This window comes from Vibrio ziniensis (genome assembly GCF_011064285.1).
GTDB classification, from domain to species: domain Bacteria; phylum Pseudomonadota; class Gammaproteobacteria; order Enterobacterales; family Vibrionaceae; genus Vibrio; species Vibrio ziniensis.
On the sequence record NZ_CP049331.1, the window covers coordinates 3,085,676 to 3,108,331 of the forward strand.

Below are 22,656 nucleotides of genomic sequence, written 5' to 3' on the forward strand. Positions count from 1 at the left end.
CGCTGTTCTACCGATGCTCAGTCTGATCACATTTTTATTTAGGATGATATAAGCGGCTCGGCTGACCTAGGTAGAAACCTTGCAGATAATCGATGCCCATATCTTCGCTGATGCGGCAAACCTCTTCATTATGAACAAACTCGGCAACGGTTTTGGCATCCAGCACCTGACACAGTCTCACCAGTTGCTGAGCAATTTTTCGTTGTTTCACGTCTTTATCGATATTACGGATAAGGCTGCCGTCGAGCTTAATGATTTGGGGCTCCAGTTTCACAATTTCATCGATATTCGAGTAGCCACAACCAAAGTCATCCACAATGATAGAAGCGCCCAGAGAACGGAAATGGTTACACACCTCAATCATGTGACCGTAATCTTTGATTTGCTCGGTTTCCAGCACTTCTAGCCCCACTCGGGTTGGATCAGCGAGTTGCAAAATCGCCTCTTCCAAATGTCGTAGCGTGCGGTCACTCATAAAGTCTTGTGGTGACAAGTTAATCGAAAATGATTCGCTACGAGAGCGCATCAGTTCGAAGGTACGAGAAATCATCTGACGACTGAGACGTGAATAAAGGTGGGTGCCTTCTATAATCGGCAAAAAGCGTCCCGGCAGGATAATTTCACCATCATCTTCAATCCGCACTAAGCATTCATAAGAGGAAATCTCATGAGTTTTCGCTTTCACTATCGGCTGAGCAAATACCTGAACGTTGTTTCCCAGTACGGCGCGACTGACACATGAGAGCCAGCTTAGCTGCTCTTGTCTTACCTGCTCACGAGCTTGCATGTCACTGGCACAATAAAAATGACGGTTCTGTGTTTGGGCAACGCGGCGAGCTTCGATAGCACGCAGTAATAGTTCGTCTTTGCCCAAATCAGGAAAATCTCTTCGGCTGACGAAACCGGCACAAAGCGAGACAGATAAGTAATCGACTTCGGGTAAACCATAAGGTTCAAAGTTGAAGTTTTCTAATTGTTCAACAAACGTCGAAAATTGCTGATGGATGTAGTTACTGTTGAACTCACTGCTGAACACGCAAGCCCACTCACCCACACCAATCGCATATAAAGTGCTACGCCCCTCCAACCGTTGATGCATGTAGGTTAGGAAGTTATCACTCAAGTCCTGCAACAACTGGTCACCGACTTGGTAACCATATTTTTCATTGATTCGGCTGAAGTTAGTAAGCTTGAGAGTCAGTAAATGATCGTCGTTGCTCATCGAGGATAAACGTTCACGTAGCACTTCTCGGTTCGCCAACCCTGTGCGCTTATCAACCCTATAACTCGCCGTTAACATCGCAGCCTGACTCTGAATCTTCTGTTCGAGATTGTGATTCATGCGATCCACATCGGCTAACGCATTACGGATCAGGCAGAACAAAGGCGCAATGACATTGTCTCCGTCAAGCTCTCTGGTGCTCGGCTGGTAAGCCACTTGTAGTTCCCCTTCACGCAATGCCAGATAGGTCATGCTGTGATGCAGCACTTGCTGATGTTCACCCGTACGGGTCATTTCACCTGCACAGTAAGTGCCATAAGCATTGGCGACATTCTGCAAAGGAAGCAGCTCAGTATTCTCGTCCATAAATTCCAAACGAGATAAACAGTTATAGACAAAAATCTGATCAGGTTGAAATTTCTGTAATCGATCAGCGCCAATCTGCACTTGTCCTAACGTTAACAAGGGATGGTCGAAACAAAATCGCACTTCATCACCCACTTGCAGTTCACGATTCATTAAGATTCCGTCAGCGGTTAGCGTGAGTGGCAAATAGATATCCTGTTGCCGGATATCACCTTTGATCAGAGGGAAATGTCGTAACAGCTCAATAGGAACCGATTGCCATTCACCTAAGTAGCGATCATAAATCGCATGAACAGACTCACCATCCAGAGATTGTAAATCTCGCCCTTGCGCCTTCGTTACCCGAAACATTCGTCCAATGGGATTCCACTCGGTATAGCTGTCACTGGTGATATGCAATGTTTCACCATGCAGTGCAACGGCCACTAAGGCGTTCTCATAATACTGGTTGCCTCTTAGTACCCAACGACCGTTATCCGTTGTACAAGAGGCTCCACCAAAAATAGGCACTGACGAGAACTGGCTGAATTGAGTGATTCTTTCTCGGCGCGTAAATTCCATGCGATCGGCAAAACAGATAATCGCCTTACTGTCTCGTTGCAAATTCAAACGTCGAGCTATCTTGCTACAATCGACCAAAAGTTGATCCGTGTAATTCACCACCGTTGAACTCAGTGACACATTCTGAAACTGGGTAAAAATAAGCAAGGTTGCATTATGGTGGATTGTGCCCTGATGGATCACATTCGATGAGCTCATGCCCAGAATATGGGCATTCGGGTACATCGCCATCAGTTGATTAGCGATATTCACCACATCATCGGGTGATTGATTTGAAAAAAGCTGAATAAGATTAACGCCATCATTTGCGACAGCATTCTCATCAAGGGCACTTTTTACAGATTGCTCAGAGGTAATTAATAACGATGAAGTGAACATGAAACTAGCTAACTCGAATGAAAATCGGTTCAAAATACCGCATTAAGAACCTTTTATAATTATTACCAATAATTATACCGCATGACTATCATATTTAGTCATCTTATGAGTAGAGAAAGCTGTTCAATTTGATTGATTTCGATATCTGGGAGTATTTTGGCCTTAGCTGTTGCACGTAAACTGCGACCTCTGTCATTGTACCAACAAGCTTGGAAACCATGCTTTTTCGCTCCCATGACATCTTTTATCGGATGGTCACCCACATGCAATATGGATTTGGCAGGCAACCCTAAAAACTGCTGTGCACGCAAGAACATATCCGGATAGGGTTTTGCGTGTCCGTCAGGTCCAGCTCTGAGTATCAATTGGAAATACTGAGCCAAACCGATTTTTTCTGGGTCAACATTACCATTGGTAATCGCCACCAGAGGCATTTTTGCAGCGAGTTCACGCAGAACTCGGTGTGTTGCGTCAGGCACGTCCACCAAATTTCTTAAACGATGCACTTCTTGCATCGCATCCGTTGCAGCAATTCTTGCCTCTGGCTCGCCATAGCCTAACTGCATCAAGCCGTGACGAATCTGCTCAAAGCGCCATAAGCTCACATCATGAGGTAGCCAGGGATCATCCTTAGCCAATTGCACTTTGAGTGTTTTCCACCATGCTAATGGTTTGCTCGCCGTCACGGGATGATGCTCAAACAGCCACAGCGCGACTTGCTCTTCCACATGGCGTATGACCGGACGGTTATCATAGAGGGTGTCATCCAAATCAAATGACATGGCATGAATGGGTGAAAGGCTGCGATAAATCTGCATCACTCACTCCTTATCTGTGTTTTGCTTGCGCTTATGGGCTCTTGGGTGGGCCTGGTCATAGACTTGAGCTAAATGCTGGAAATCCAAGTGCGTATAGATTTGTGTGGTCGAAATATTTTCGTGACCTAATAGCTCTTGCACCGCTCTGAGGTTATTACTCGATTCCAGTACATGAGTAGCAAAGGAGTGGCGCAGTTTGTGAGGGCTGATATGGCTAGGAACCGCTTGTTTTTGTCCCCACTCCGCCATGCGTTTTTGCACGCTGCGGTGGGAGATACGAACGCCGAGTTTAGATACAAACAGTCCTTTTTCATCGGAGTTAGCCATCTGGCTCCGAATTTTCAGCCAGTTGTTAAGCCACTCTTTCGCCATACCGGAAAATGGTGCTACACGCTCTTTGTCACCTTTACCCACCACGCGAATTTCACCAGCGCTGAAGTTAACGTCTTTGACATCAATAGAGACCAGTTCAGCCAGCCGCAATCCAGAACCATACATTAACTCCATGATGGCGCGATCACGAATCGACAGAGGGTCGTCTTCGTTTACTTCGAGCAATTGCGCCATTTCATCGACATCGAGGTTTTTAGGCAGAGGACGCTTTTTCCGTGGTGCAGACACCCCTTTAGCCGGATTGGCGCTCATTTCACCACGTAAAATCAGGAAATCGAAAAAGCTGCGAAGTGACGAAAGACGAGTCGCGATGCTGCTCTCTTTCATTCCAGAACGCATGCCTTTACTCGCAAGCTGGCGAACCCAGCCTGCGTCTACATTGACCCAACCGTCGACACCCACAGACATTAGGTACAAGCCCATGGTTTCCAACTGTTGTTTGTAATTGCGCTGCGTATAAAGGCTCAAGCCTTTTTCACTGCGCAAATACTCATAGAAGCGTTGTAACGGTTCAGCAAAGTTCGTTGTCAAATGAAGGTTAGTTGACAAATGAGCATTAGTTGATAAATGAGGTACTGATTCGCTCATGAGACTCCTGCTGCCAAGGCAAAATTTCGATTAGATGAGAAACAACCAAAGCAAGATGACGCAAGAACAAAGTATCCATTGATGGCTGGAAGTGGCCGCCGTCTTCACTGGCAAACGCCAAGATCCCCAAAGGAATATTGCGTTTGATTAAAGGCAAAATCACGTAAGAGCCAAGCTCAGGAGCAAATAGCTGCTCACCAAAAAGTAAGTGCCGATCCGCCTGTCTCAAGCGACCAAGATAAGCGTTTTTACCATTAAAGTGATTAGTAGAAAAACGACTCCACTGCTCTTTGCTCAAGCTGTAGTTTGCATTCTGGTTGTTTAACAAACGGACATAGCCAGTCAGGTTTAATGTCCGAGCCTTCTCTTCAATCATGGCACAAACATCAGCAAAGTATTCACATTTTAATATCTGCTCTTGCAAGTCCATGAACTCGTGAAAAGTTCGGTCATTGCTCGCAGCGAGTGACATCAAAGAGGTGATTTCTTCTTCTAAATCTTCAATCCGTTGACGATGACGAGCCATTTGAACGTGAACCAAAGAAACCGAGCCAGATTGCTGGCTCGGTAAAGATAAGCGATCCACCAACTCTGGGCGGTGCTTAAAAAAGTCTGGGTTATCTTTTAGATACTCCGCAACAACTTCTGCTGTCAGAGCATCGGCTTCCAGTTGTGACAAAATAGTTCCTTAAAACAATGAGCCTTTTAATCTTGCGCGGTAATGGTTTGGTGATAAAAAGAGATTAACAAGAAACCTGTCCATCATAGACATGCGTCGCAGGCCCCGTCATATATAGAGGATGACCTAAACCTTTCCACTCAATTTCTAGACTGCCGCCAGGCAAATGCACCACCACTTCGTCATCCAACAGACCTTGCAGAATACCCACTGCAACAGCAGCACAGGCACCGCTTCCGCACGCTTGAGTTTCGCCAGCGCCACGCTCATAAACACGAAGCTTCACTTCTTCACGGCTGACAATCTGCATAAAACCGGCATTCACTCGCTCAGGGAAACGCTCGTGAGATTCCAGCAATGGACCTAATGTTTCCACCGCTGCTGTCGTAATATCGTCAACCACAGTAACAACATGCGGGTTACCCATGCTCACGGCGCCACAAAACAGTGTTTGTTCTTCAACGCGCATGATGTAGGTCTTTTCCATTTGCTTAGCGCGAAATGGAATCTTACTCGGTTCGAACTCAGGCACACCCATATTGACCGTGATCTCATCACCATCACCGACGTTGAGGATCATCTTGCCCTTTTTGGTACTGACGCTAATGCTGTATTTGTTGGTTAAACCTTTCATACGCACAAAACGAGCGAAACAGCGCGCACCGTTGCCACACTGCTCTACTTCACTGCCGTCTGCATTAAAAATGCGGTAGTGAAAATCCGTTTCTGGGTCATAAGGAGCTTCAACCACCAACAGTTGGTCAAAGCCGACTCCGGTATGACGATCCGCCAAACGGCGGATCAAGTCTGGAGAGAAATAGGTGTTCTGAGTAATGCAATCCACAACCATGAAGTCATTACCCAAACCATGCATTTTAGAAAAGTGGAAGTGCATAATAGATCACATTACTCCGGCAAAATATTTTCTAGAGCCCATAGGCTACTTAATTCTTCACGCTTACGCACAAGGTGCACTTTGTCGCCATCGACCATCACTTCTGCCGCACGGGTACGAGTGTTGTAGTTCGATGACATAGTAAAACCATAAGCGCCCGCAGAACGCACTGCCAACAGATCACCCGCTTCTAATACCAAAGAACGGTCTTTACCTAGGAAGTCACCTGTCTCACAGACTGGGCCTACTAAATCATAGGTTGTTGGTTCGCCTTCGCGCGGAACGAGCGGAATGATGTCTTGCCAAGCTTGGTAAAGCGCAGGACGAATCAAATCGTTCATAGCGGCATCAATAATGGCAAAGTTCTTGTGCTCAGTGTGTTTCAGAAACTCAACTTTGGTTAGCAGCACACCAGCGTTGGCAGCAATGGCACGACCCGGTTCGAAAATCAGTTCGAGATCTTGATGGTTCTGTAAACGAGCCAGTAGCGCTTTTGCGTAATCAGAAGGCTGTGGTGGCAATTCATCACGATAAATCACACCTAAACCACCGCCCACATCAAGATGCTTGATCTTGATACCGGCTGCCGTCAATTCATCGATTAACGCTAGTAAACGGTCAGTTGCATCAATAAAAGGATCAATCGCCGTTAGCTGAGAACCGATATGGCAGTCGATACCACAAACCGTCAGGTTCTCTAATTTTTGCGCTAAGCGATACGCTTGTGGTGCACGATCAAAAGCGATACCAAATTTGTTATCACGCAGACCCGTTGAAATATAAGGGTGAGTTTTTGCATCGACGTCAGGGTTAATGCGTAGTGAAATCGGCGCTTTCACACCCAGTTCACCTGCAACCTTATTTAAGCGCTCCAGTTCAGGTTCTGATTCCACGTTGAAACATTTAATCTTAAGTTCCAAAGCGCGTTTCATTTCAGCTTCGGTTTTGCCGACACCAGAGAACACCACTTTCGCAGGATCACCACCAGCAGCGATAACGCGTTCAAGCTCACCACCAGAAACGATATCGAAGCCCGACCCTAAACGAGCTAACGTGTTCAACACACCAATGTTTGAGTTTGCTTTAACGGCGTAACATACAAGGTGTGGATGGTCAGCTACAGATTTATCAAACGCATGCCAGTGACGTTCTAAAGTTGCGCGAGAATACACGTATAAAGGAGTGCCAAATTGCTCTGCTAACTGCGTTAACGCGACGTTTTCCGCCCAAAGCTGGCCATCATCCTGATAATTGAAGTAATCCAAAATTCTTTCCCTTATTATCTTTCGTTATTATTAGAGCGTTATTTGCTATTCGTACTTTATTTTCTATTCGTACTTTATTTACTTTGCTCACTGTTTTGAGCGTCGTCTGGCATATAGAGAGGCCCAGTTTGTCCACACCCTGCTAACGCAAGGGCCGACAACAGAAATAGTGTTGTAATGGACTTTTTCATTTTGCATATCGTGATTATTAATTCAATGCCCCCTATAATCGCACCACAATCAGGAAAAGCAATAGGACAGATAGGATGAACGAGACTGAATTTCATCAACTGGTCGATAGCCAGATGCAAATTATTGAACACGCCATTGATGATTCGGGTGCCGATATTGATTATGAAACGACGGGCAACGTGATGACCTTAGAGTTTGAAGACCGCAGTCAAATCATTATCAACCGCCAAGAGCCAATGAAAGAGATCTGGTTGGCGTCGAAATCCGGTGGTTTTCATTTCCAGTGGCACGACGAACAATGGATTTGCTCTAAAACCGGTATAGAGCTTATCAACATGGTCAAACAAGAGTGTGAAAAGCACACTGGCGAAGAGATTGACTGGGAATAAGCGTTTTATACCAATTTCACTATTAATATGTTCAGTATTATACCAGCCTAGATAAAAATATGATCAGACTGAGCATCGGCAGAGCAGCGAATGGGCGTCAAACGCAAACGCGCATTCATTCGTCCCTGAAGCTCCGCCGTGACTTTTAGCAGCCTTGCCCTGACCTCCTAAGCATTCAGGAGGTCAGGTGCTGACACATTTATCCCTTCAACGATTGAAGTTTATCTGCCACCGCATCTTTGCCATCTTTGATGGCGTCTTCAACTTGGTCAAAAGAACTCTGACCGAACAAATCTAAGATTTCATCGCGATATTGCACACCGATATAAATACCCGCAATCACAAGAAACAGTGCAATTAAACGTAACATGTACAGCCTCACTTATACGTTGTCTGGTTGGTACAGAGCCATTCTTGATGAAACCTTTTTCAGGTAACTTTTCGTTTCATCGTAAGGCAAATTTTTCATGAGCTGATTATAAACTTGGTTAGGTGTCATTTTGTTTATCACGTCAGCCGCCGCACGAATATTGGTCGAACGATTAGCATTAAATGCACGCGCTACGTTACCAGCACCTGTGTTATAAGCGGCAATCGTACAATAAAGTCGACTCTTTTTGTTCTTAATCGTGCTCAAATAATTTTTGTCTAAGATATGCAGATAAGCCGTGCCCGTTTCTACATTAATCGCCGGCTGATAAAGTTCACTCTCTCTCATTGGCGCGTCAATATTCCGCACTTTCTTATTTACATCATGCCCTGCCGATGTCGGTACCACCTGCATTAAGCCAAATGCTGGAATGTGCGACTTGGCATCGGGACGGAACGAAGACTCACTGTGCATGATAGCCATCACCAAAGCGGGATCTACCGACCACTTAACACTCTCTTCAATGGCGATTGGCTGATACTGACGGGCACGTTTTGCTAGGTTGTTACTCGGTAGTTTAACCGTATAGCTAACCACTTTCTTGCCTGAGTTAGCCTTTGGTCCATTGCGTTGCGCGGCATACAAATCATTAAGCGCTTGAATTCGTTGTTTTGCCTCTTCTAACAACGCCATCTTTTTGTTGTAGGCGCGCTGATAAATGAGCTCATTAGAGATACCCGTTTTCGCCGCAATTAACCGCTCCGCTTGCACATCATACTCATTCATCTGTAGCTCAGTTTGACTGAGCACAAACGCTTTTTCTTGTTCTTGCTGTTGCTCCGAATAGCTAATCTCTTGCGTGGTTAGAATAGAGCGTCTTAGGTTAGAACGTTCAATGTCCGACAACTGAATTTGCTCAGCCATCACTTGTTTACTTTGCTTATCGGACAGTGAAGCATCCACTAATACCGAGGTGGTCACGTTATTATTTTCGTAATCAATCACCTTACGAATATTGTTGCCCACACTGTATTCAACCTCGACATTCTTATCCGATAAGTCGGCACTGCCCCACTTTTTAATCAAGTTATGTCTTTGTTTATCGAGGTCTTTTGTATAGTCATCACGCCATTTTTCATAAGCATCAAGGTATTGATTTACGTAATCTACAAACTCTTGCTGTTTTTCACTTTCCTGCCTTTGTAGCTTGCTAACTGACTGATCTAATTCAGTAAACGCATTATTGCTTGCTGCAAAGAGTTGGGCATGAAATGAAAAAAGGGCAAGAGCAATAGAAGTTTTGGTTGTTAGTCGCATGTCCATTTCCTAACTAAAAATGACAGGGAGGCAAGCGCCTCCCTGTTATGTCTCACTTACATAGACTTCAATGAGTTCAGAGCTTCATTCAAGTTTTCCGCAGCTTTTTCGCTTTTGAACTGTTTGTACAAGCTTGAGTTTTGTGCCACTTCATCAACGATTTGGTTCACGTTTTCTTGATAAGCTTGTTTGTCCATACCAACCAATACGTATAAACCGCCTGCTGGGCTCACCTGGCTTACAATCAGTTTGCTGTTTGATAGGCTACGAGTCACAACGTTCTTAGTGATGTTTTCGACGGTTTCTAGAGTATTCTCTACCGCACCGGCATCCGTCGTGGTGTTTACTGAACTTTCGATCGCTTGCTTAAACATGCTGTTGACGTCAGTTTGGAACTGAGACGCAAGTTGTACACGAGCGTCATTGATAGCGATTGGACGCATAACGCTCATACCCGCAGCGCTTTTCTTCGCGTACCCCATTGCACCTGCTGCCAAGTCTTTTGGCATTACATCACAAATCCAAGCTGGAGCTTCTACCGTTGGCGTGTCAGGGAAAGTACAAGGAGCAAATTGCTGAGCTTGCTCAACCGTTTGGGTATTTGAACATGCACTAAGCGTTAGTGCGATTGCACTTAAAAGTAGTGTTTTTTTCATCAATTAAAAGTCCATATGTTTCATTTGACATTCCAGACCAGCAAAACCCTTACATGCTGCCTTCTTCACATTTGCGCAGCTCTAATACTGGGGCGACCGCTGCTAGCCGTTTCTTAATTTCGACACTGCGCTCTACTGCTTCTGTTGATGTCTGTTAGTGTCTGTTGTCAAAGCGCTGTTACCTTTTATTTTTGTAAGTGTAAGCCTTTGAATAATAGGAATAAAGAACACTACCAGTTACTGCCATTAATACTGACAAATCTGCGATTGGTACACCATTAAAGTTGTAACGAATTGCGAGTCTAATGAGTTACGCATCACAGCTGAAAACCGTTGTACGCTACCATTCTGAATAATTTCCTGATCAGTGAATGGGCGTCGATAAGCAAACCTTCCGAGCCATGGATGGTCATACTCTTGCTTGCACGGAATAGGAAATATCGTTTTTACGAAGAAAAAACAATAAAAAAATAATAAAATTAGTTATTTAATAAATAAACTTGATGGGATTGAGTAGAAGAAAAGCAGTTCTCTACTCGACAGAAATAGGCGAGTAGAGAAATTATTTTAAGCGTTTACAGCTTTTGATGGCTTGGAATAGAGCGAAGAATCATTGCGGTAAGGAACCACATAGCTGTCGCCGTCTTCCGGATGTACGATTTGGTAGTATTGAGGCAAGTTGAAGTTAATCAGTTGTGAGGCCAACAACTCGTTATCATCGCGCACTGAGGTATAGAAAGAGTTCACGCTAGCAATCATCTCATCTTTCTCACCATTAAACTGGTGGTACACTTCAACACGGTTATTCTCATCCAACACGTAAATGTTGAAGCCCTTTTCAGTATCTTCAAAGAAAAACTGTACCAGACCTTCACTGGCGAAGCTTTCAACCACATCAGGTAGAGAATAGTTGTCATCTCGATCCAGCATCAGTAAAGGTGAACCCTTCAGCTTGCTGGTAGAAATGCTACGATAGAAATCGACCGAGTTTTCCAGTTTTTGTACTGACACGCCGCGGCGTTCAAAGAACAGACCATACATCTGCTCACCAATGCGCAACGCTTTAAAGCGGCGACGTTTCTCTTGCTCCATCGGTTTCAAACGCAGATCAATACATTCTGCCAATAGCTGGTACACCATGTTACGCATAACGCCACGTAGGTTCTTGCTATAACAGAACACATCCACCGATTCTGGCGGCAAAGCATCTTGGTGCATTTTACCCAGTACTGTTTTGAGCGCGTCCATCATGGCACTTTCGCCTTGGAAATGCAGAGTACGCACTTCCTGCCATGAATTTCGATACACTAAATCAACACTGCCAACCAAACACTTATTCTCTGGTCCGAAACTGAAGATGTCTGCATTTTTCAGATCAACTTTCAACGCCTTGGCAGTTAAATCTGCGGTAGGGTCATTTTCAAAGTTGATAAACATGGTTAACTGGCTGATTTCGCAAGGGCTAGCCAGCGCTTGCATAGTTGGACGACGTTTACGTAATGAGAAGGTGTTACGTAAGTCACTCACCATCTGATAGAACTTATCGATATCCAGATAAGCACCACGCACCACAGAATGCAAACGAGTCGACTCTGTGATCATGCCGTTAAAAAATGCCCAAGCCACTAGCTTACTTAGATATTCGTTATGCTCTAAGTAAGGCTGACCGATAATTCGATGTGCCACAATTGGCTGCTTATACAGATACCAACCAGCTTTATTGGTGCGCCCTTTACTCACTTCGATAAAAGTTAAGTCTGGCTCGTGCAGATCAGGAGAAATCTGTGGATTAAGCAGAGTGACTTTACCCGGTAGAACTTCAAAAGCCGCGTATAGCTTACGCGCTAGAATAGAAATATCTTGTGGGCTAATTGCCGATGTAATGTCATTACGACGAGCGAACTGAATCAGGTTTCGGTAGCTGAGCATCAACGCATCAAGCAAAGAATGGTGAACCACTTTCACTTGTTCAACTTTCCAATGACGACGGTTATCCAGCTCTTGAATTACCGAGCGTGACCATTGCCATTTTTGGGTTAACTCAGCCAAAGCCTCACGACGCCACTCTACAGAACCGACGCTAGCATCACGTGATAGCTTTTCATGCGTTTTAAGATAGAAACAGCGACGAACCAAATCTAAGCGAGTATGGTCACCAATGCGTTCTAAGTAACGAGTAACCTTTTCTAACATCAGATAGTATGAATCCATACCATAGAGATCAGGCTCATCAGCAAAGAAACGGCGTTTACCATCAACACTCAGCAGTTGAGTATGTGGGTACTCCCACGAATAGGCCTCAAGCAGAATCGCTTTCATCACCGATTTGTAAGGTGAATCGATACTCTTGTACAGCTGCCACAAGTTCGCGCCGAAATACTCTTCTGCCGGAATGTGGTTTAACGGACCAAAATCTATCCATTGAGAACAATCAATATAAGACTTGGAACATAGCTGGGTGACATATTCGTCGTAGCACTCTTCCATCTCTGGCGGCACAATTTGCCACAAAAGACGTTTCCCCGCTAAGCGCACGGCTGAACGGTAGAATTCATCCAATAACAACATATGCTGTGATGAGCCACAGTTGTCACCGGTCATTTCCTCGGATTGATTCGAACGAAAACGTTGTTCATCCATCAAAAAGAAGTTGGCTTCCACCCCTTGGCCTTTCGCCCACTCAGTGATCTGCAAGCATTTATTCGCCAAATGTTGACGCGCTTCCATACCCATAAAAGCACTGACGCACACCCAAATATCTAAATCGCTGGAAGTACTTTGACCGATAGACGAAGTACTTCCCATCGTATACAAGCCTAATATTTCAGGCTGTTCCTTTGAGATAAGCGGCTGACTAAGACTAAATTCGGTATCGCGGACAAACTGCTGCTGAACGTCATTAAGCTCAAAACCATAAATACCGAATGGCACTTCGCTATTAAGATAACCAGGAAGAGTCGGATGATTAAAATGGAATAAAACCGGGATGAGGTGAAACACTCGCTGGCTTTGCAAATCCATAAGAGCCAGCCCACGCTCAATGCGTTGCCGGTTTAACTTATCTAGTCTGTGGATTAACGTCGTTGTATAAGCCTGCAAGGTTTGGTCCTTGGTTGAAACAAATAATGTGCACTTTGGTTGCATTTTACCCTAAAGCGCCATCAAAACGTGATCAATTTAACACTTTAATCAGCATGGGTAAAGTGTTCTTGGTACCATGTCACACTAAAGTAGTATAGATAAATGCTAGTGATGAGCCCCTAGATCCCTACCTGTAATTAACTATCGTTAGCAAACAAAAGATTCACCACCAAAGCGTGTATACAATCACATTTCTAGCCCATTTTTTTTGTAAAAAAACACCATAAGATCAAGACAACTAACTAGTAGTGAAACTTTATTTTTTACGGTGGTAGACTATAAACCTCTAGGTCAATTGCCTTCTAACTAATATTTTTATCAGGATTACCATGACACAGACTACGCCTATTCGAATTGCTACTCGTCAAAGTCCGCTGGCTTTATGGCAAGCTCACTATGTTAAGGATGCACTACAAGCCGCCCACCCAGGTCTTGAAGTTGAATTGGTCACCATGGTAACGAAAGGCGATATCATCCTTGATACACCGCTAGCAAAAGTCGGTGGTAAAGGTCTGTTTGTTAAAGAGCTCGAAGTCGCCATGCTAGAAGGTCGCGCAGATTTGGCTGTGCATTCAATGAAAGATGTTCCTGTTGAATTCCCTGAAGGTCTTGGTTTAGTGACGATCTGTGAACGTGAAGACCCGCGTGATGCATTTGTCTCGAACACTTACACCACTATTGATGAACTGCCACAAGGTGCCGTTGTTGGTACCTGTAGCTTACGCCGTCAATGTCAGTTGAAAGAAGCTCGTCCAGATCTCGTGATCAAAGAGCTTCGTGGCAATGTCGGTACCCGTTTAGGCAAACTTGATGCCGGTGAATATGATGCCATTATTCTTGCTGCGGCAGGTTTAAAACGCCTTGAACTGGAAGAGAGAATTCGCAGTTTCATTGAGCCAGAACAGTCACTGCCAGCCGTAGGCCAAGGCGCGGTAGGTATTGAGTGTCGTCTGGATGACGAACGTTTGCTAACACTGTTGGCACCGCTGAACCATGCCGACACCGCGGATCGCGTAAAATGTGAACGAGCAATGAACCTGACTTTAGAAGGTGGTTGTCAGGTACCAATCGGTAGCTATGCGCTGCTTGAAGGTGATGATATTTGGCTACGAGCGTTAGTCGGCGAACCGGACGGTTCTACCATCGTTCGAGGTGAAATCCGCGGCGCTCGCCAAGATGCAGAGCAGCTAGGTGTAGAACTCGCTCACCAACTGTTAGATCAAGGTGCAAAAGAGATTCTGACTAAGCTGTACGCTGAACACGAATAACACTCTGTAGTTAGAATAACACTCAGCAGTTAGATTAACGTTATCAGTGAAATAAAAGGCGACGGAATAAGATGGTGGTACTGGTAACGCGCCCTGAGGCGCAAGGCATAGAGTTGTGCCAGCAACTCAATGAGCAGGGCATTACCGCCCTGCACCATCCTCTGATCACCATTGAGGCAGGTTCTGGTCTGTCTGATCTTCTTCCCGACATACACCGATGTGATACCATCATTGCAGTTAGCCAGCATGCGGTTGAATTTAGTGACCAATATTTGAGACAGCAGCAATCAAATTGGTCAACATCAACAAGATACCTTGCCGTTGGTCAAAAAACAGCACACCTTTTAAGCAAAGTAACTGGACAATCAGTAAACTACCCTCAAGTCAGTGACAGCGAGCATCTGCTTGAACTGGCAGAATTGCAGGACATATCGGGTCAGAAGATTATTATTCTACGCGGAAACGGCGGGCGAGAACTGATCCATGAAACGCTTAATGAGCGCGGCGCTGTTGTGACTTATAAAGAAGTGTATCAACGAAGGGACTTGCCGTTTAATGCCAACCTCTCTTCACAACAATGGCAACAGGCACAGGTTGATACTCTGATTATCACCAGTGGTCATCAACTGGCTTTTTTTATGTCACAACTTGATAGCCACACTGCACAATGGGCTTGTCAGTTGAAACTATTAGTACCAAGCGAACGTATCGCCAAAGATGCAAAAACAATGGGCTTTGAACACATCGTTGTTACTCGCAGTGCAGCGAACCCAGATTTAGTGGCCGCTCTCCAGCCATAACAAACAGGACACTCAGCAATGACAAGTAAAAAAGATAATCCGCAAACAGAACCGGAACAAAACCAAGAAACACTTTCTACTGCTGCTCCTACTGTTACTCCGTCAGACCCTATTTCGTCAGATTCAATGTCGTCAAATACGGACTCAAAAGAAGCACAACCTAAAGTGCAAACCGCACCAATTAAAGAAGCTTCTCCTGAAATGAAACCAACGGAACCTACACCAGTGAAAAACATCTCAGCATCCAACGTTGAGCAACTGAATAAATTGGAAAAGCAAAGCAAGAAAGGGACAAAACTGGCAACGGTAGCGATTGTACTTGCTGTTTTGCTTGGTGGCGGTCTTGCGATGCAAATGCAACAGCAACAAACTCAATACGAAGCACAAATTGCAGCACTGCGCGCCGAGCTGAATCAGACACGTAGCACCGTTGATACTCAGCTTGCTGAAGCAACACAACAAGCGACAGCGAAAGCCACTGAAATTACTCATCGCGCAGAAACGGTACTTGAGCAGCAACAAGCAAGCATTAAGAGCTTGCAGCTAGCCATGGCAGATATAAAAGGTCGTCGACCGAATGATTGGCTACTGGCTGAAGCCGATTACTTGGTTAAGCTTGCCGGACGAAAGTTGTTCATTGAACGTGATGTCGAAAGCGCAACCCAGTTGATGGAAAGTGCCGATCAGCGAATTGCGTCACTCAATGACCCAAGTTTAACCCCGCTACGTAAAGCGATGGCAAATGACATTACGCAATTAAAAACGGTGCCACTGGTTGACCGTGATGGCCTCGTTCTTCGTTTGACTAGCTTGCAGCAACAAGTCGATGCCCTACCGTTGGCAAACGCGATTTTGCCAGAAGCACCGCAAGAGACCCAACAAGTGGTCTCTGAGGACATCAATAACTGGAAAGACAATTTGATGACGTCGCTGAAAGACTTCTCAGATAACTTCATTACTTTCCGCACCCGCGATGGTAACGTGATTCCCCTGCTTTCACCGCAGCAACATTTCTATCTTAAAGAGAATGTGAAGGCGAAATTGGAAACGGCGATTAAGTCGGTTTATGTCGAACAGCAAGAGATCTACACCACAGCCTTAAAAACAGCGCAAGAGTGGTCAACGTCCTTCTTTAATCAAAATGACAACACGGTAAAAGCTTTCCAGTCCACGCTGGCGAAACTGGCAGAACAAAAGGTTCAAGTGGATTACCCAGTCAAGCTGGAAACGCAGAAGCAGTTGGCTGATGTGATTAGCGAGCGCTTACGTCGTGAGGTCTCTTCCGTTATTCAGGAGGATAAAGAATGATTCGTTTGATCTTTCTTTTTGTTGTCCTTGGCGCAGGGCTGTTTATCGGCACGCAATACTCCGGACAACAAGGCTATGTATTAATCTCGATAGCGAACACTACCATTGAAATGAGCGTCACAACACTGGTTATATTTATTATCGGTGCCCTGGCTGCCCTGTTCGCGCTTGAGTTTGTGGTGAAGAAGTTCTTCTACATGAGCTTTAATACCTGGAACTGGTTCAGTATTCGTAAACTTCGTCGTTCTCGTCGTTATACCAACCAAGCGATAATCAAACTTCTCGAAGGCGATTGGAAGCAGGCTGAGAAAAAAGTCACGCGTTGGGCTAGCCACCACGACATGCCTCTGCTCTGCTATCTAGTCGCATCTGAAGCTGCTAATGGCATGGGTGACCGAAAAAAACGCGATCACTACTTAGAGCTGGCTGCGAAGCAAGAGAATGCGACATTAGCGGTGGAGCTGACTAGAGCTAAGCAGCAGATTGGCGATGGCGAGTATGACAAAGCAACGCAAACGCTGGATTCCTTACAACGTCAGCATCCAGACAACACCATCATCTTAAACTTGCTCAAGCAGACTTATCTACACAACAAAGAGTGGCAGCCGCTGCTCGATCTTCTGCCTAAACTAGTCAAAGCGAAACGCTTAACAGAAACAGAAGCCGAAAAACTCACCTTGACCGCGCAATGTGGTGCTTTAGAAGCCATTGCGAGCCAGAAAGGCACTGAAGGTTTGCTAGCACATTGGAATGGTTTGGCGAGAAAGCTCAAAGCTGAACCTGCACTGGTTACCGCTTTGATTCAGCAGTTGATTAAACGTAAAGCCGATAATGAGGCGTTTACCTTAATCAAAGAGAACCTGAAAAAGCAGGCAACTCCTGAACTGTATGCGCTGATCCCAGAACTCAATCTTAGCGACCGCTACCCAGCTATTGTGATGCTCAAAGAGGCACTACGCCGAGATGCCCGCAATGCAGAAGCTCACAGCGCAATTGGGCAATTATATGTACGTGAACAAGAGTGGAAACAGGCTCAGGAGCACTTGGAACAAGCCTTGTCTTTACGCTCGAATGTTTCTGACTACGCCTACTTAGCCGATGCGCTACAGCACCAGAACCTGACTCATGCCGCGCACGATGTAACGAGAAAAGCTCTAAGCCTCTTAGAAGCAAATTAATTTCAGATAAGGTCAGTTACCTTTTTCACCGAATTGATGAAAGTAAAAAGCCAGCTTATTCGCTGGCTTTTTTAATATAGTTTTCCAATAAGCGCTATATCACACGAGAGAATTGTTGCTGACGTGCACGTTCACGCAAATACTTGTCAAAACACATACAAATATTACGGATCAGCAGACGACCACGTGGGGTGACTTCAATATACTTGTCATCCACTACTACTAGTTGGTCATTAATAAAGGTCTGTAGCAAAGCTAAATCATGCTTAAAGTATTGATGGAAACGCACACCAAACTGCTGTTCAATCACGCGTTTATCAAGCTTGAAATTACAAATCAGCTGCTTAATTACTTCACGACGCAGTAAGTCATCACTATCAAGACTCACTCCTTTCCATAAAGCATGGCGCATCTCAATGACTTGCTGGTAGTACTTTTTCAGCTCTTTTTGGTTCTGTGCGTAAGCATCGCCAATCATAGAAATCGCAGACACACCAAAACCGACTAAATCACATTCACCTTGCGTGGTATAGCCTTGGAAATTGCGATGCAATATTCCGTTGCGCTGAGCAATCGCCAGCTCGTCATCTGGTAGTGCAAAGTGGTCCATACCGATAAATTGATAGCCCGCATCAGTCAAGGTTGAAATGGAATACTGAAGAATAGCCATTTTCTCATCGGCTGACGGCAAATCAGCGTCTTTAATCTTACGCTGAGCAGCAAACAACTGCGGCATGTGTGCGTAGTTAAACACCGACAAGCGACCCGGTTTCATCTCCAACACTTTTTCTAGCGTTTGGCTAAACGTCGCTAATGTTTGCTTAGGCAAACCATAGATCAGATCGAGATTGGTGGAACGGAAACCCAATGTTTTCGCTCGTTCAACCAGCTGAACAATGAATTCTTCATCTTGCTCACGGTTCACCAACGCTTGAACTTCTTTGTTGAAGTCTTGCACACCGATACTGAGACGGTTGAAACCTTCACTTCTCAAATGGTCAAGAACGCTCAGCTCAATCTCACGCGGGTCAACTTCGATACTGATTTCTGCATCATCTTCAAAGAAGAATTCGCTGCGTAACAGAGTCATTAAGCGGGTAATTTGTTTGTTAGTCAGAAATGTTGGCGTACCGCCACCAAAATGCAGCTGAGTGACTCGACGGCCTTGCAGCAATGACGCGCGCTGCTGAATCTCGTGGGCAAGGATGTCCAGATACTCGTCCGCTTTATGCGAATGGCGAGTTATCACTTTATTACAGCCACAGTAGTAGCAAAGCTTGTGGCAAAATGGGATATGAACGTAAAGCGATAGCGGTCGCTCCGGGTACTGCGCACAAGCCCTATCGAAATCTGCAATGGTAAAAGCTTCATGAAACTCTACTGCAGTAGGATAAGACGTGTAGCGAGGCCCAGAGTAGTTGTACTTGTCTAAAACAGCCTGATCCCAAACGATCTGCTGACTCGGTACGACTTGCGACGACATAGTGACTCTTTCCGTTATTTAGGGTCTGTTGACCTAATCTCAGTCTGTTGACCTGTTCTGAATAGGTGCATTTTGCCACACGGTATGAAAAGCGTCGGGCAGCAAAATAGAATTTAGCAACAAAATGTTCGAATCTGCTAGCTCGATCACTTACTAGCAGAAGAATTATTTATCACACCATTTGAATGGCAATTTGATTATTCAGTGGCTGAACACGTTTTTTCAACGCATGCAGTTCTTCAATGATGGTGTCATTCAAGCGACCTTCAGCTTTCTGACGAGTAAGATTGTGTTTCATGCGCTCTTGCTTAGCCATACCCTGACGCGCTTCACCGCGAGGCATATCTTTAACGATATGATAAAGCTCAGAGATCGCTGGATATTCCGCATCGAAATCCACACGCGCTTCACCTTGTACATAATCCATAATGTTGTAGACGCGAATACTGATTTCCGACAGATCACACTGCCCTTGTATTCCGGCCATACACAGTATGTTTACGCTCTCAAAGATGTTGGCATTGCGCTTTTCAATCGCCAAAAACTGATGTTGCTGCTGCAACGTTTTTTGCTTTTTCAGTTGCAGCAGAAGGTAGCCAGCATAAGATGCCAGGCCCAAAATGATCGCAGCGCCAACTATTACTAATAGGGTTACGTTCATTCGAAGTCCTTATCCTTTGTACTCGTTCATGTCCATGTTTTCGAACTCAGACAAGTAATCATCATCTGTTTTTGGCTGACGTTTGGTCGCTTTAACCGCTGGCTCTTTATTAACAGGTTCGTCTTGCTCTTCTTCAGCGTCAAGCTCATCTTCGTAGATGCCAAGTTGCTTCATCAAGATTTCAATGCGATCCAGTTTCTCATCGACATATTTCTGTAGACCAGCACCAAGCTTCTCGCCGTTGTCGATACGATCAAGCAACACGTTTAGTTGCGCATCGTTTTCTAGCATTTCTAGCTCTTTCTCAGCAGAAACACGACGCTCTTGTTTGGTTGGCTTCTTAGCATCAACAATCAAAGGAATCTTTTTCTTGCTGCCTAAACGCGGGTCACGAGCTTGTGCCGCTGCGCGTTCGGTTTTTTGTTTTCCTTCAGAGTGGCGAGTACCACTTTTCAATCCTTTGTGTTTCTTCGCTTTCTTGCGCTCACGACCTTCAACGTCGTCACTCTTACGGTTATGTTTACGTGCGAAAACGAGATCGCCGTTAATACCGGTGGAAGTTTTCTTTTCTCTAGACATTACTGGGGTTTCCTCAGCAAAATTACATCGTTGCCTATAAATTCAAGTTCGAGCTTATCTCGCTCGGCCAAAAACTGGAACGTGGCGCGACTGAAGAAGATCACATGCGTGAGGTCATTCTTGTAGTGCCAGCTAGCAAAAGCGTCTTTGTCTTTTACCATTTTGGTCATTAGACCAATCCAGCCTCCGGGTTTAACCAGATTCAACCATTGCTGCCACACCGCATCTGGGTGATGAAGATGTTCAATCACCTCGGTGGCAGTCATAAAATCGTATTTCGTCTGTAGCGCCTGCTCATTTGGATGGAAGAAGATATCGTACAACGCCACATTGTGACCTGCTTCTTCTAGCATCAAAGAGAGGGTTGGCCCTGGGCCACAGCCAAAATCTAACCCTTTCGATTCTGGAGCCAGTCTTTCAAGCATAGGATCACATACACGAGATAAAAAGCGACGATAGCCTGCATCGTTCGGATCATTTTCGTGTAAGTCATAAAACGCTTTTTCACGCTCAGCACTTAAACGGTGCTGCGGGTTAACAAATACCAACTGACATGTCTGGCATTGAAGATACTCACGATGCTTATCTTCAAAATACGCATCGGTTTTATCGTCATTGCATAAAGGGCAGCGACATAGAGGGCAGTTGTGCATTTCGGCATCCTTTAACGGGGGATGCGAAACATACCAGAAACTGACGTCAGAGTGGAGTGTAGACGAACATTTTTTCAACAATTTAGTTAAAAATAAAAAAAGCGATAGGTTTACCTATCGCTTTCTAAGTCGTCACGTGTGTGACAAAATGGGGTCGTACCTATTTGGTACACCAATATTCCATTTGTTTTTAGCGCGTTCCCTGCCAAAAAGTGTGTTTTGTCATCATCCTGATGAATTTTGGCTTTCCTTTTTATTGCTACCTTTAATAGCATTTACCGCTACTTTAATAGCATATATTTGCTTTTTAAGCGTTACTTCCTGTAGCAAAGCGTTCCTTTGCTCGATCCTTTACACTGTCTTACCTTTAGACGAGGTGACCATCCCTATCCCAATAAGCATCCTACTTATTGTCTGTCCCTTACCGGATTGCAAGTTATCCCTACCTGCTCCTTGGAGACCTTCATGGTCTGATATCCTCTGTCAGCATCTTGCCGACGTCAGAACTTTACGCCTATGAAGCGCTGAAACAATGGATCTAGGTCTAATTTTTAAACCAATTTTCTACTAACGCACCAACACTTATATAAATCAAATAGTTAAATATTAGTTAATAATTGGAAAAGTATGTTGAATGGCAAATATCTCACAAACTCATCAGTCATTTCTGATCTATGGATACTTTGGCGAGTCAACCCAAAGAAAATATTTGCCCCAAAATGCAACAACCCCGGAGTTGAATCCGGGGTTGTTTACAACATTACTCGAACTTGGCTAGGCCTTGTTAGTGCAGACAATCGGTTAGCGTAAAACCAACAGTTAGTGCAGACCACCAACATATTTGGACAAAGTGTCGATGTCAGCATCAGTTAACTTTTTAGCAACATCACGCATCATAGCGTTCATGTCATTACCACGAGAATCATCGCGGAATTTCAGCAACTGAGCTTTCACATAATCAGCATGTTGACCAGAAATCTTAGGGAACCCTGAAAGTTCGGTGCCATTACCACGAGGGCCGTGACATGCGATACAAGCGGTGAGTCCGCGAGATGCATCACCTGCTGTGTATAATGCTTTACCAGTGCTTACTACGTCTTCAGGTGTAGAGTTAGAAGAAATAGGGAGTGAAGAGAAGTAAGCGGCCAAGTCAGACATGTCTTCGTCGCTAAGTGGCATCGCCATAGCGCTCATCACAGGGTCGTAACGGCCTTGTTTACCAGCACTACTTGCACCAAGTTTGAGATCTTTAAGTTGTTTCTCAATATACTTAGCGTGTTGGCCAGCGAGTTTAGGGTAAGTTGTAATTAGACTGTTGCCATCAGCACCGTGACAGGCAACACACGTTTCGGATTTTGCTTTGCCAGCTTCTATGCTGCCTTGGGCCCATACGGAGCAGCTGGCTAAAAGACTCAATATTAGCGCTAATTTATTCATGACATTCCATTTATAATAATCAAGCTTCCAGTACCACTGTGGTACAATTGGCGACCTTA

21 protein-coding genes are annotated in these 22,656 nt (G+C 44.9%); 5 read left to right on the forward strand and 16 right to left on the reverse strand.

What is annotated here, in order from left to right:
• Positions 1 to 34 precede the first annotated feature (34 nt).
• The 7 genes from G5S32_RS14310 to lptM all read right to left on the reverse strand — a co-directional run bounded on the left by G5S32_RS14310 (position 35) and on the right by lptM (position 7,356).
• The gene (locus G5S32_RS14310) at positions 35 to 2,527 is read right to left on the reverse strand and encodes a bifunctional diguanylate cyclase/phosphodiesterase (RefSeq protein WP_165312589.1); all 2,493 of its coding nucleotides are present in this window, start codon (positions 2,525 to 2,527) and stop codon (positions 35 to 37) included.
• 98 nt (positions 2,528 to 2,625) lie between these two features.
• The gene (gene yigB, locus G5S32_RS14315) at positions 2,626 to 3,345 is read right to left on the reverse strand and encodes a 5-amino-6-(5-phospho-D-ribitylamino)uracil phosphatase YigB (RefSeq protein WP_165312590.1); all 720 of its coding nucleotides are present in this window, start codon (positions 3,343 to 3,345) and stop codon (positions 2,626 to 2,628) included.
• A 3-nt stretch (positions 3,346 to 3,348) separates the two neighbouring features.
• Entirely contained in the window at positions 3,349 to 4,326 is a 978-nt protein-coding gene (gene xerC, locus G5S32_RS14320) for a tyrosine recombinase XerC (RefSeq protein ID WP_165312591.1), read from the reverse strand.
• Positions 4,295 to 5,005 (reverse strand): DUF484 family protein, encoded by a 711-nt coding sequence (locus G5S32_RS14325; RefSeq protein ID WP_165312592.1) that lies wholly within the window; start codon positions 5,003 to 5,005, stop codon positions 4,295 to 4,297. The genes xerC and G5S32_RS14325 overlap by 32 nt, the downstream gene beginning before the upstream one ends.
• Positions 5,006 to 5,069: 64 nt before the next feature.
• The gene (gene dapF, locus G5S32_RS14330) at positions 5,070 to 5,900 is read right to left on the reverse strand and encodes a diaminopimelate epimerase (RefSeq protein WP_165312593.1); all 831 of its coding nucleotides are present in this window, start codon (positions 5,898 to 5,900) and stop codon (positions 5,070 to 5,072) included.
• Positions 5,901 to 5,911: 11 nt separating this feature from the next.
• A complete protein-coding gene (gene lysA, locus G5S32_RS14335) occupies positions 5,912 to 7,165 on the reverse strand; it encodes a diaminopimelate decarboxylase (protein WP_165312594.1) in 1,254 nt (417 codons plus the stop codon).
• Between the two features lie 74 nt (positions 7,166 to 7,239).
• Complete coding sequence (lptM, locus tag G5S32_RS21720; protein ID WP_425509201.1) at positions 7,240 to 7,356, reverse strand: LPS translocon maturation chaperone LptM; 117 nt, start codon at positions 7,354 to 7,356, stop codon at positions 7,240 to 7,242.
• Positions 7,357 to 7,431: 75 nt separating this feature from the next.
• Between lptM and cyaY the strand changes: the two genes are divergently transcribed.
• Entirely contained in the window at positions 7,432 to 7,746 is a 315-nt protein-coding gene (gene cyaY / locus G5S32_RS14345; RefSeq protein WP_165312596.1) for an iron donor protein CyaY, read from the forward strand.
• Positions 7,747 to 7,945: 199 nt separating this feature from the next.
• Here the strand turns inward: cyaY and G5S32_RS14350 are convergent, their stop codons facing one another.
• The 4 genes from G5S32_RS14350 to G5S32_RS14365 form a co-directional block, all read right to left on the reverse strand.
• Positions 7,946 to 8,116 carry a hypothetical protein gene (locus G5S32_RS14350; protein ID WP_165312597.1) on the reverse strand — a complete coding sequence of 57 codons (171 nt, stop codon included), beginning with the start codon at positions 8,114 to 8,116 and terminating at the stop codon, positions 7,946 to 7,948.
• A gap of 12 nt (positions 8,117 to 8,128) precedes the next feature.
• On the reverse strand, positions 8,129 to 9,433 hold the full coding sequence (locus tag G5S32_RS14355) for a transglycosylase SLT domain-containing protein (protein ID WP_165312598.1): 1,305 nt from the start codon (positions 9,431 to 9,433) through the stop codon (positions 8,129 to 8,131).
• A 56-nt stretch (positions 9,434 to 9,489) separates the two neighbouring features.
• Positions 9,490 to 10,089, reverse strand: a complete 600-nt coding sequence (locus G5S32_RS14360) for an LPP20 family lipoprotein (protein WP_165312599.1) — start codon at positions 10,087 to 10,089, stop codon at positions 9,490 to 9,492.
• A gap of 567 nt (positions 10,090 to 10,656) precedes the next feature.
• Positions 10,657 to 13,188 carry a class I adenylate cyclase gene (locus G5S32_RS14365; protein WP_165312600.1) on the reverse strand — a complete coding sequence of 844 codons (2,532 nt, stop codon included), beginning with the start codon at positions 13,186 to 13,188 and terminating at the stop codon, positions 10,657 to 10,659.
• Positions 13,189 to 13,559: 371 nt separating this feature from the next.
• Here G5S32_RS14365 and hemC point away from each other — a divergent pair, with 371 nt between their 5' ends.
• From hemC to G5S32_RS14385, 4 genes are all read left to right on the forward strand, one after another.
• A complete protein-coding gene (gene hemC / locus G5S32_RS14370) occupies positions 13,560 to 14,498 on the forward strand; it encodes a hydroxymethylbilane synthase (protein WP_165312601.1) in 939 nt (312 codons plus the stop codon).
• A 71-nt stretch (positions 14,499 to 14,569) separates the two neighbouring features.
• Positions 14,570 to 15,298, forward strand: coding sequence for a uroporphyrinogen-III synthase (locus tag G5S32_RS14375; protein ID WP_165312602.1), 729 nt, complete (start codon positions 14,570 to 14,572; stop codon positions 15,296 to 15,298).
• Between the two features lie 18 nt (positions 15,299 to 15,316).
• Positions 15,317 to 16,606: a uroporphyrinogen-III C-methyltransferase gene (locus G5S32_RS14380; protein WP_165312603.1), complete on the forward strand. Its 1,290-nt coding sequence runs from the start codon at positions 15,317 to 15,319 to the stop codon at positions 16,604 to 16,606.
• Positions 16,603 to 17,784, forward strand: coding sequence for a heme biosynthesis protein HemY (locus G5S32_RS14385; RefSeq protein WP_165312604.1), 1,182 nt, complete (start codon positions 16,603 to 16,605; stop codon positions 17,782 to 17,784). Before G5S32_RS14380 ends, G5S32_RS14385 begins: the two co-directional genes overlap by 4 nt.
• A 94-nt stretch (positions 17,785 to 17,878) precedes the next feature.
• Here the strand turns inward: G5S32_RS14385 and hemN are convergent, their stop codons facing one another.
• The 5 genes from hemN to G5S32_RS14415 form a co-directional block, all read right to left on the reverse strand.
• A complete protein-coding gene (gene hemN, locus G5S32_RS14390) occupies positions 17,879 to 19,267 on the reverse strand; it encodes an oxygen-independent coproporphyrinogen III oxidase (RefSeq protein WP_165312605.1) in 1,389 nt (462 codons plus the stop codon).
• Positions 19,268 to 19,439: 172 nt separating this feature from the next.
• Positions 19,440 to 19,928: a DUF2489 domain-containing protein gene (locus G5S32_RS14395; protein ID WP_165312606.1), complete on the reverse strand. Its 489-nt coding sequence runs from the start codon at positions 19,926 to 19,928 to the stop codon at positions 19,440 to 19,442.
• Positions 19,929 to 19,937: 9 nt separating this feature from the next.
• Positions 19,938 to 20,507: a Der GTPase-activating protein YihI gene (gene yihI, locus G5S32_RS14400; RefSeq protein ID WP_165312607.1), complete on the reverse strand. Its 570-nt coding sequence runs from the start codon at positions 20,505 to 20,507 to the stop codon at positions 19,938 to 19,940.
• Positions 20,507 to 21,160 (reverse strand): class I SAM-dependent methyltransferase, encoded by a 654-nt coding sequence (locus G5S32_RS14405; protein ID WP_165312608.1) that lies wholly within the window; start codon positions 21,158 to 21,160, stop codon positions 20,507 to 20,509. Before G5S32_RS14405 ends, yihI begins: the two co-directional genes overlap by 1 nt.
• Positions 21,161 to 21,979: 819 nt before the next feature.
• A complete protein-coding gene (locus tag G5S32_RS14415; RefSeq protein ID WP_165312609.1) occupies positions 21,980 to 22,597 on the reverse strand; it encodes a c-type cytochrome in 618 nt (205 codons plus the stop codon).
• Between the last annotated feature and the right edge of the window lie 59 nt (positions 22,598 to 22,656).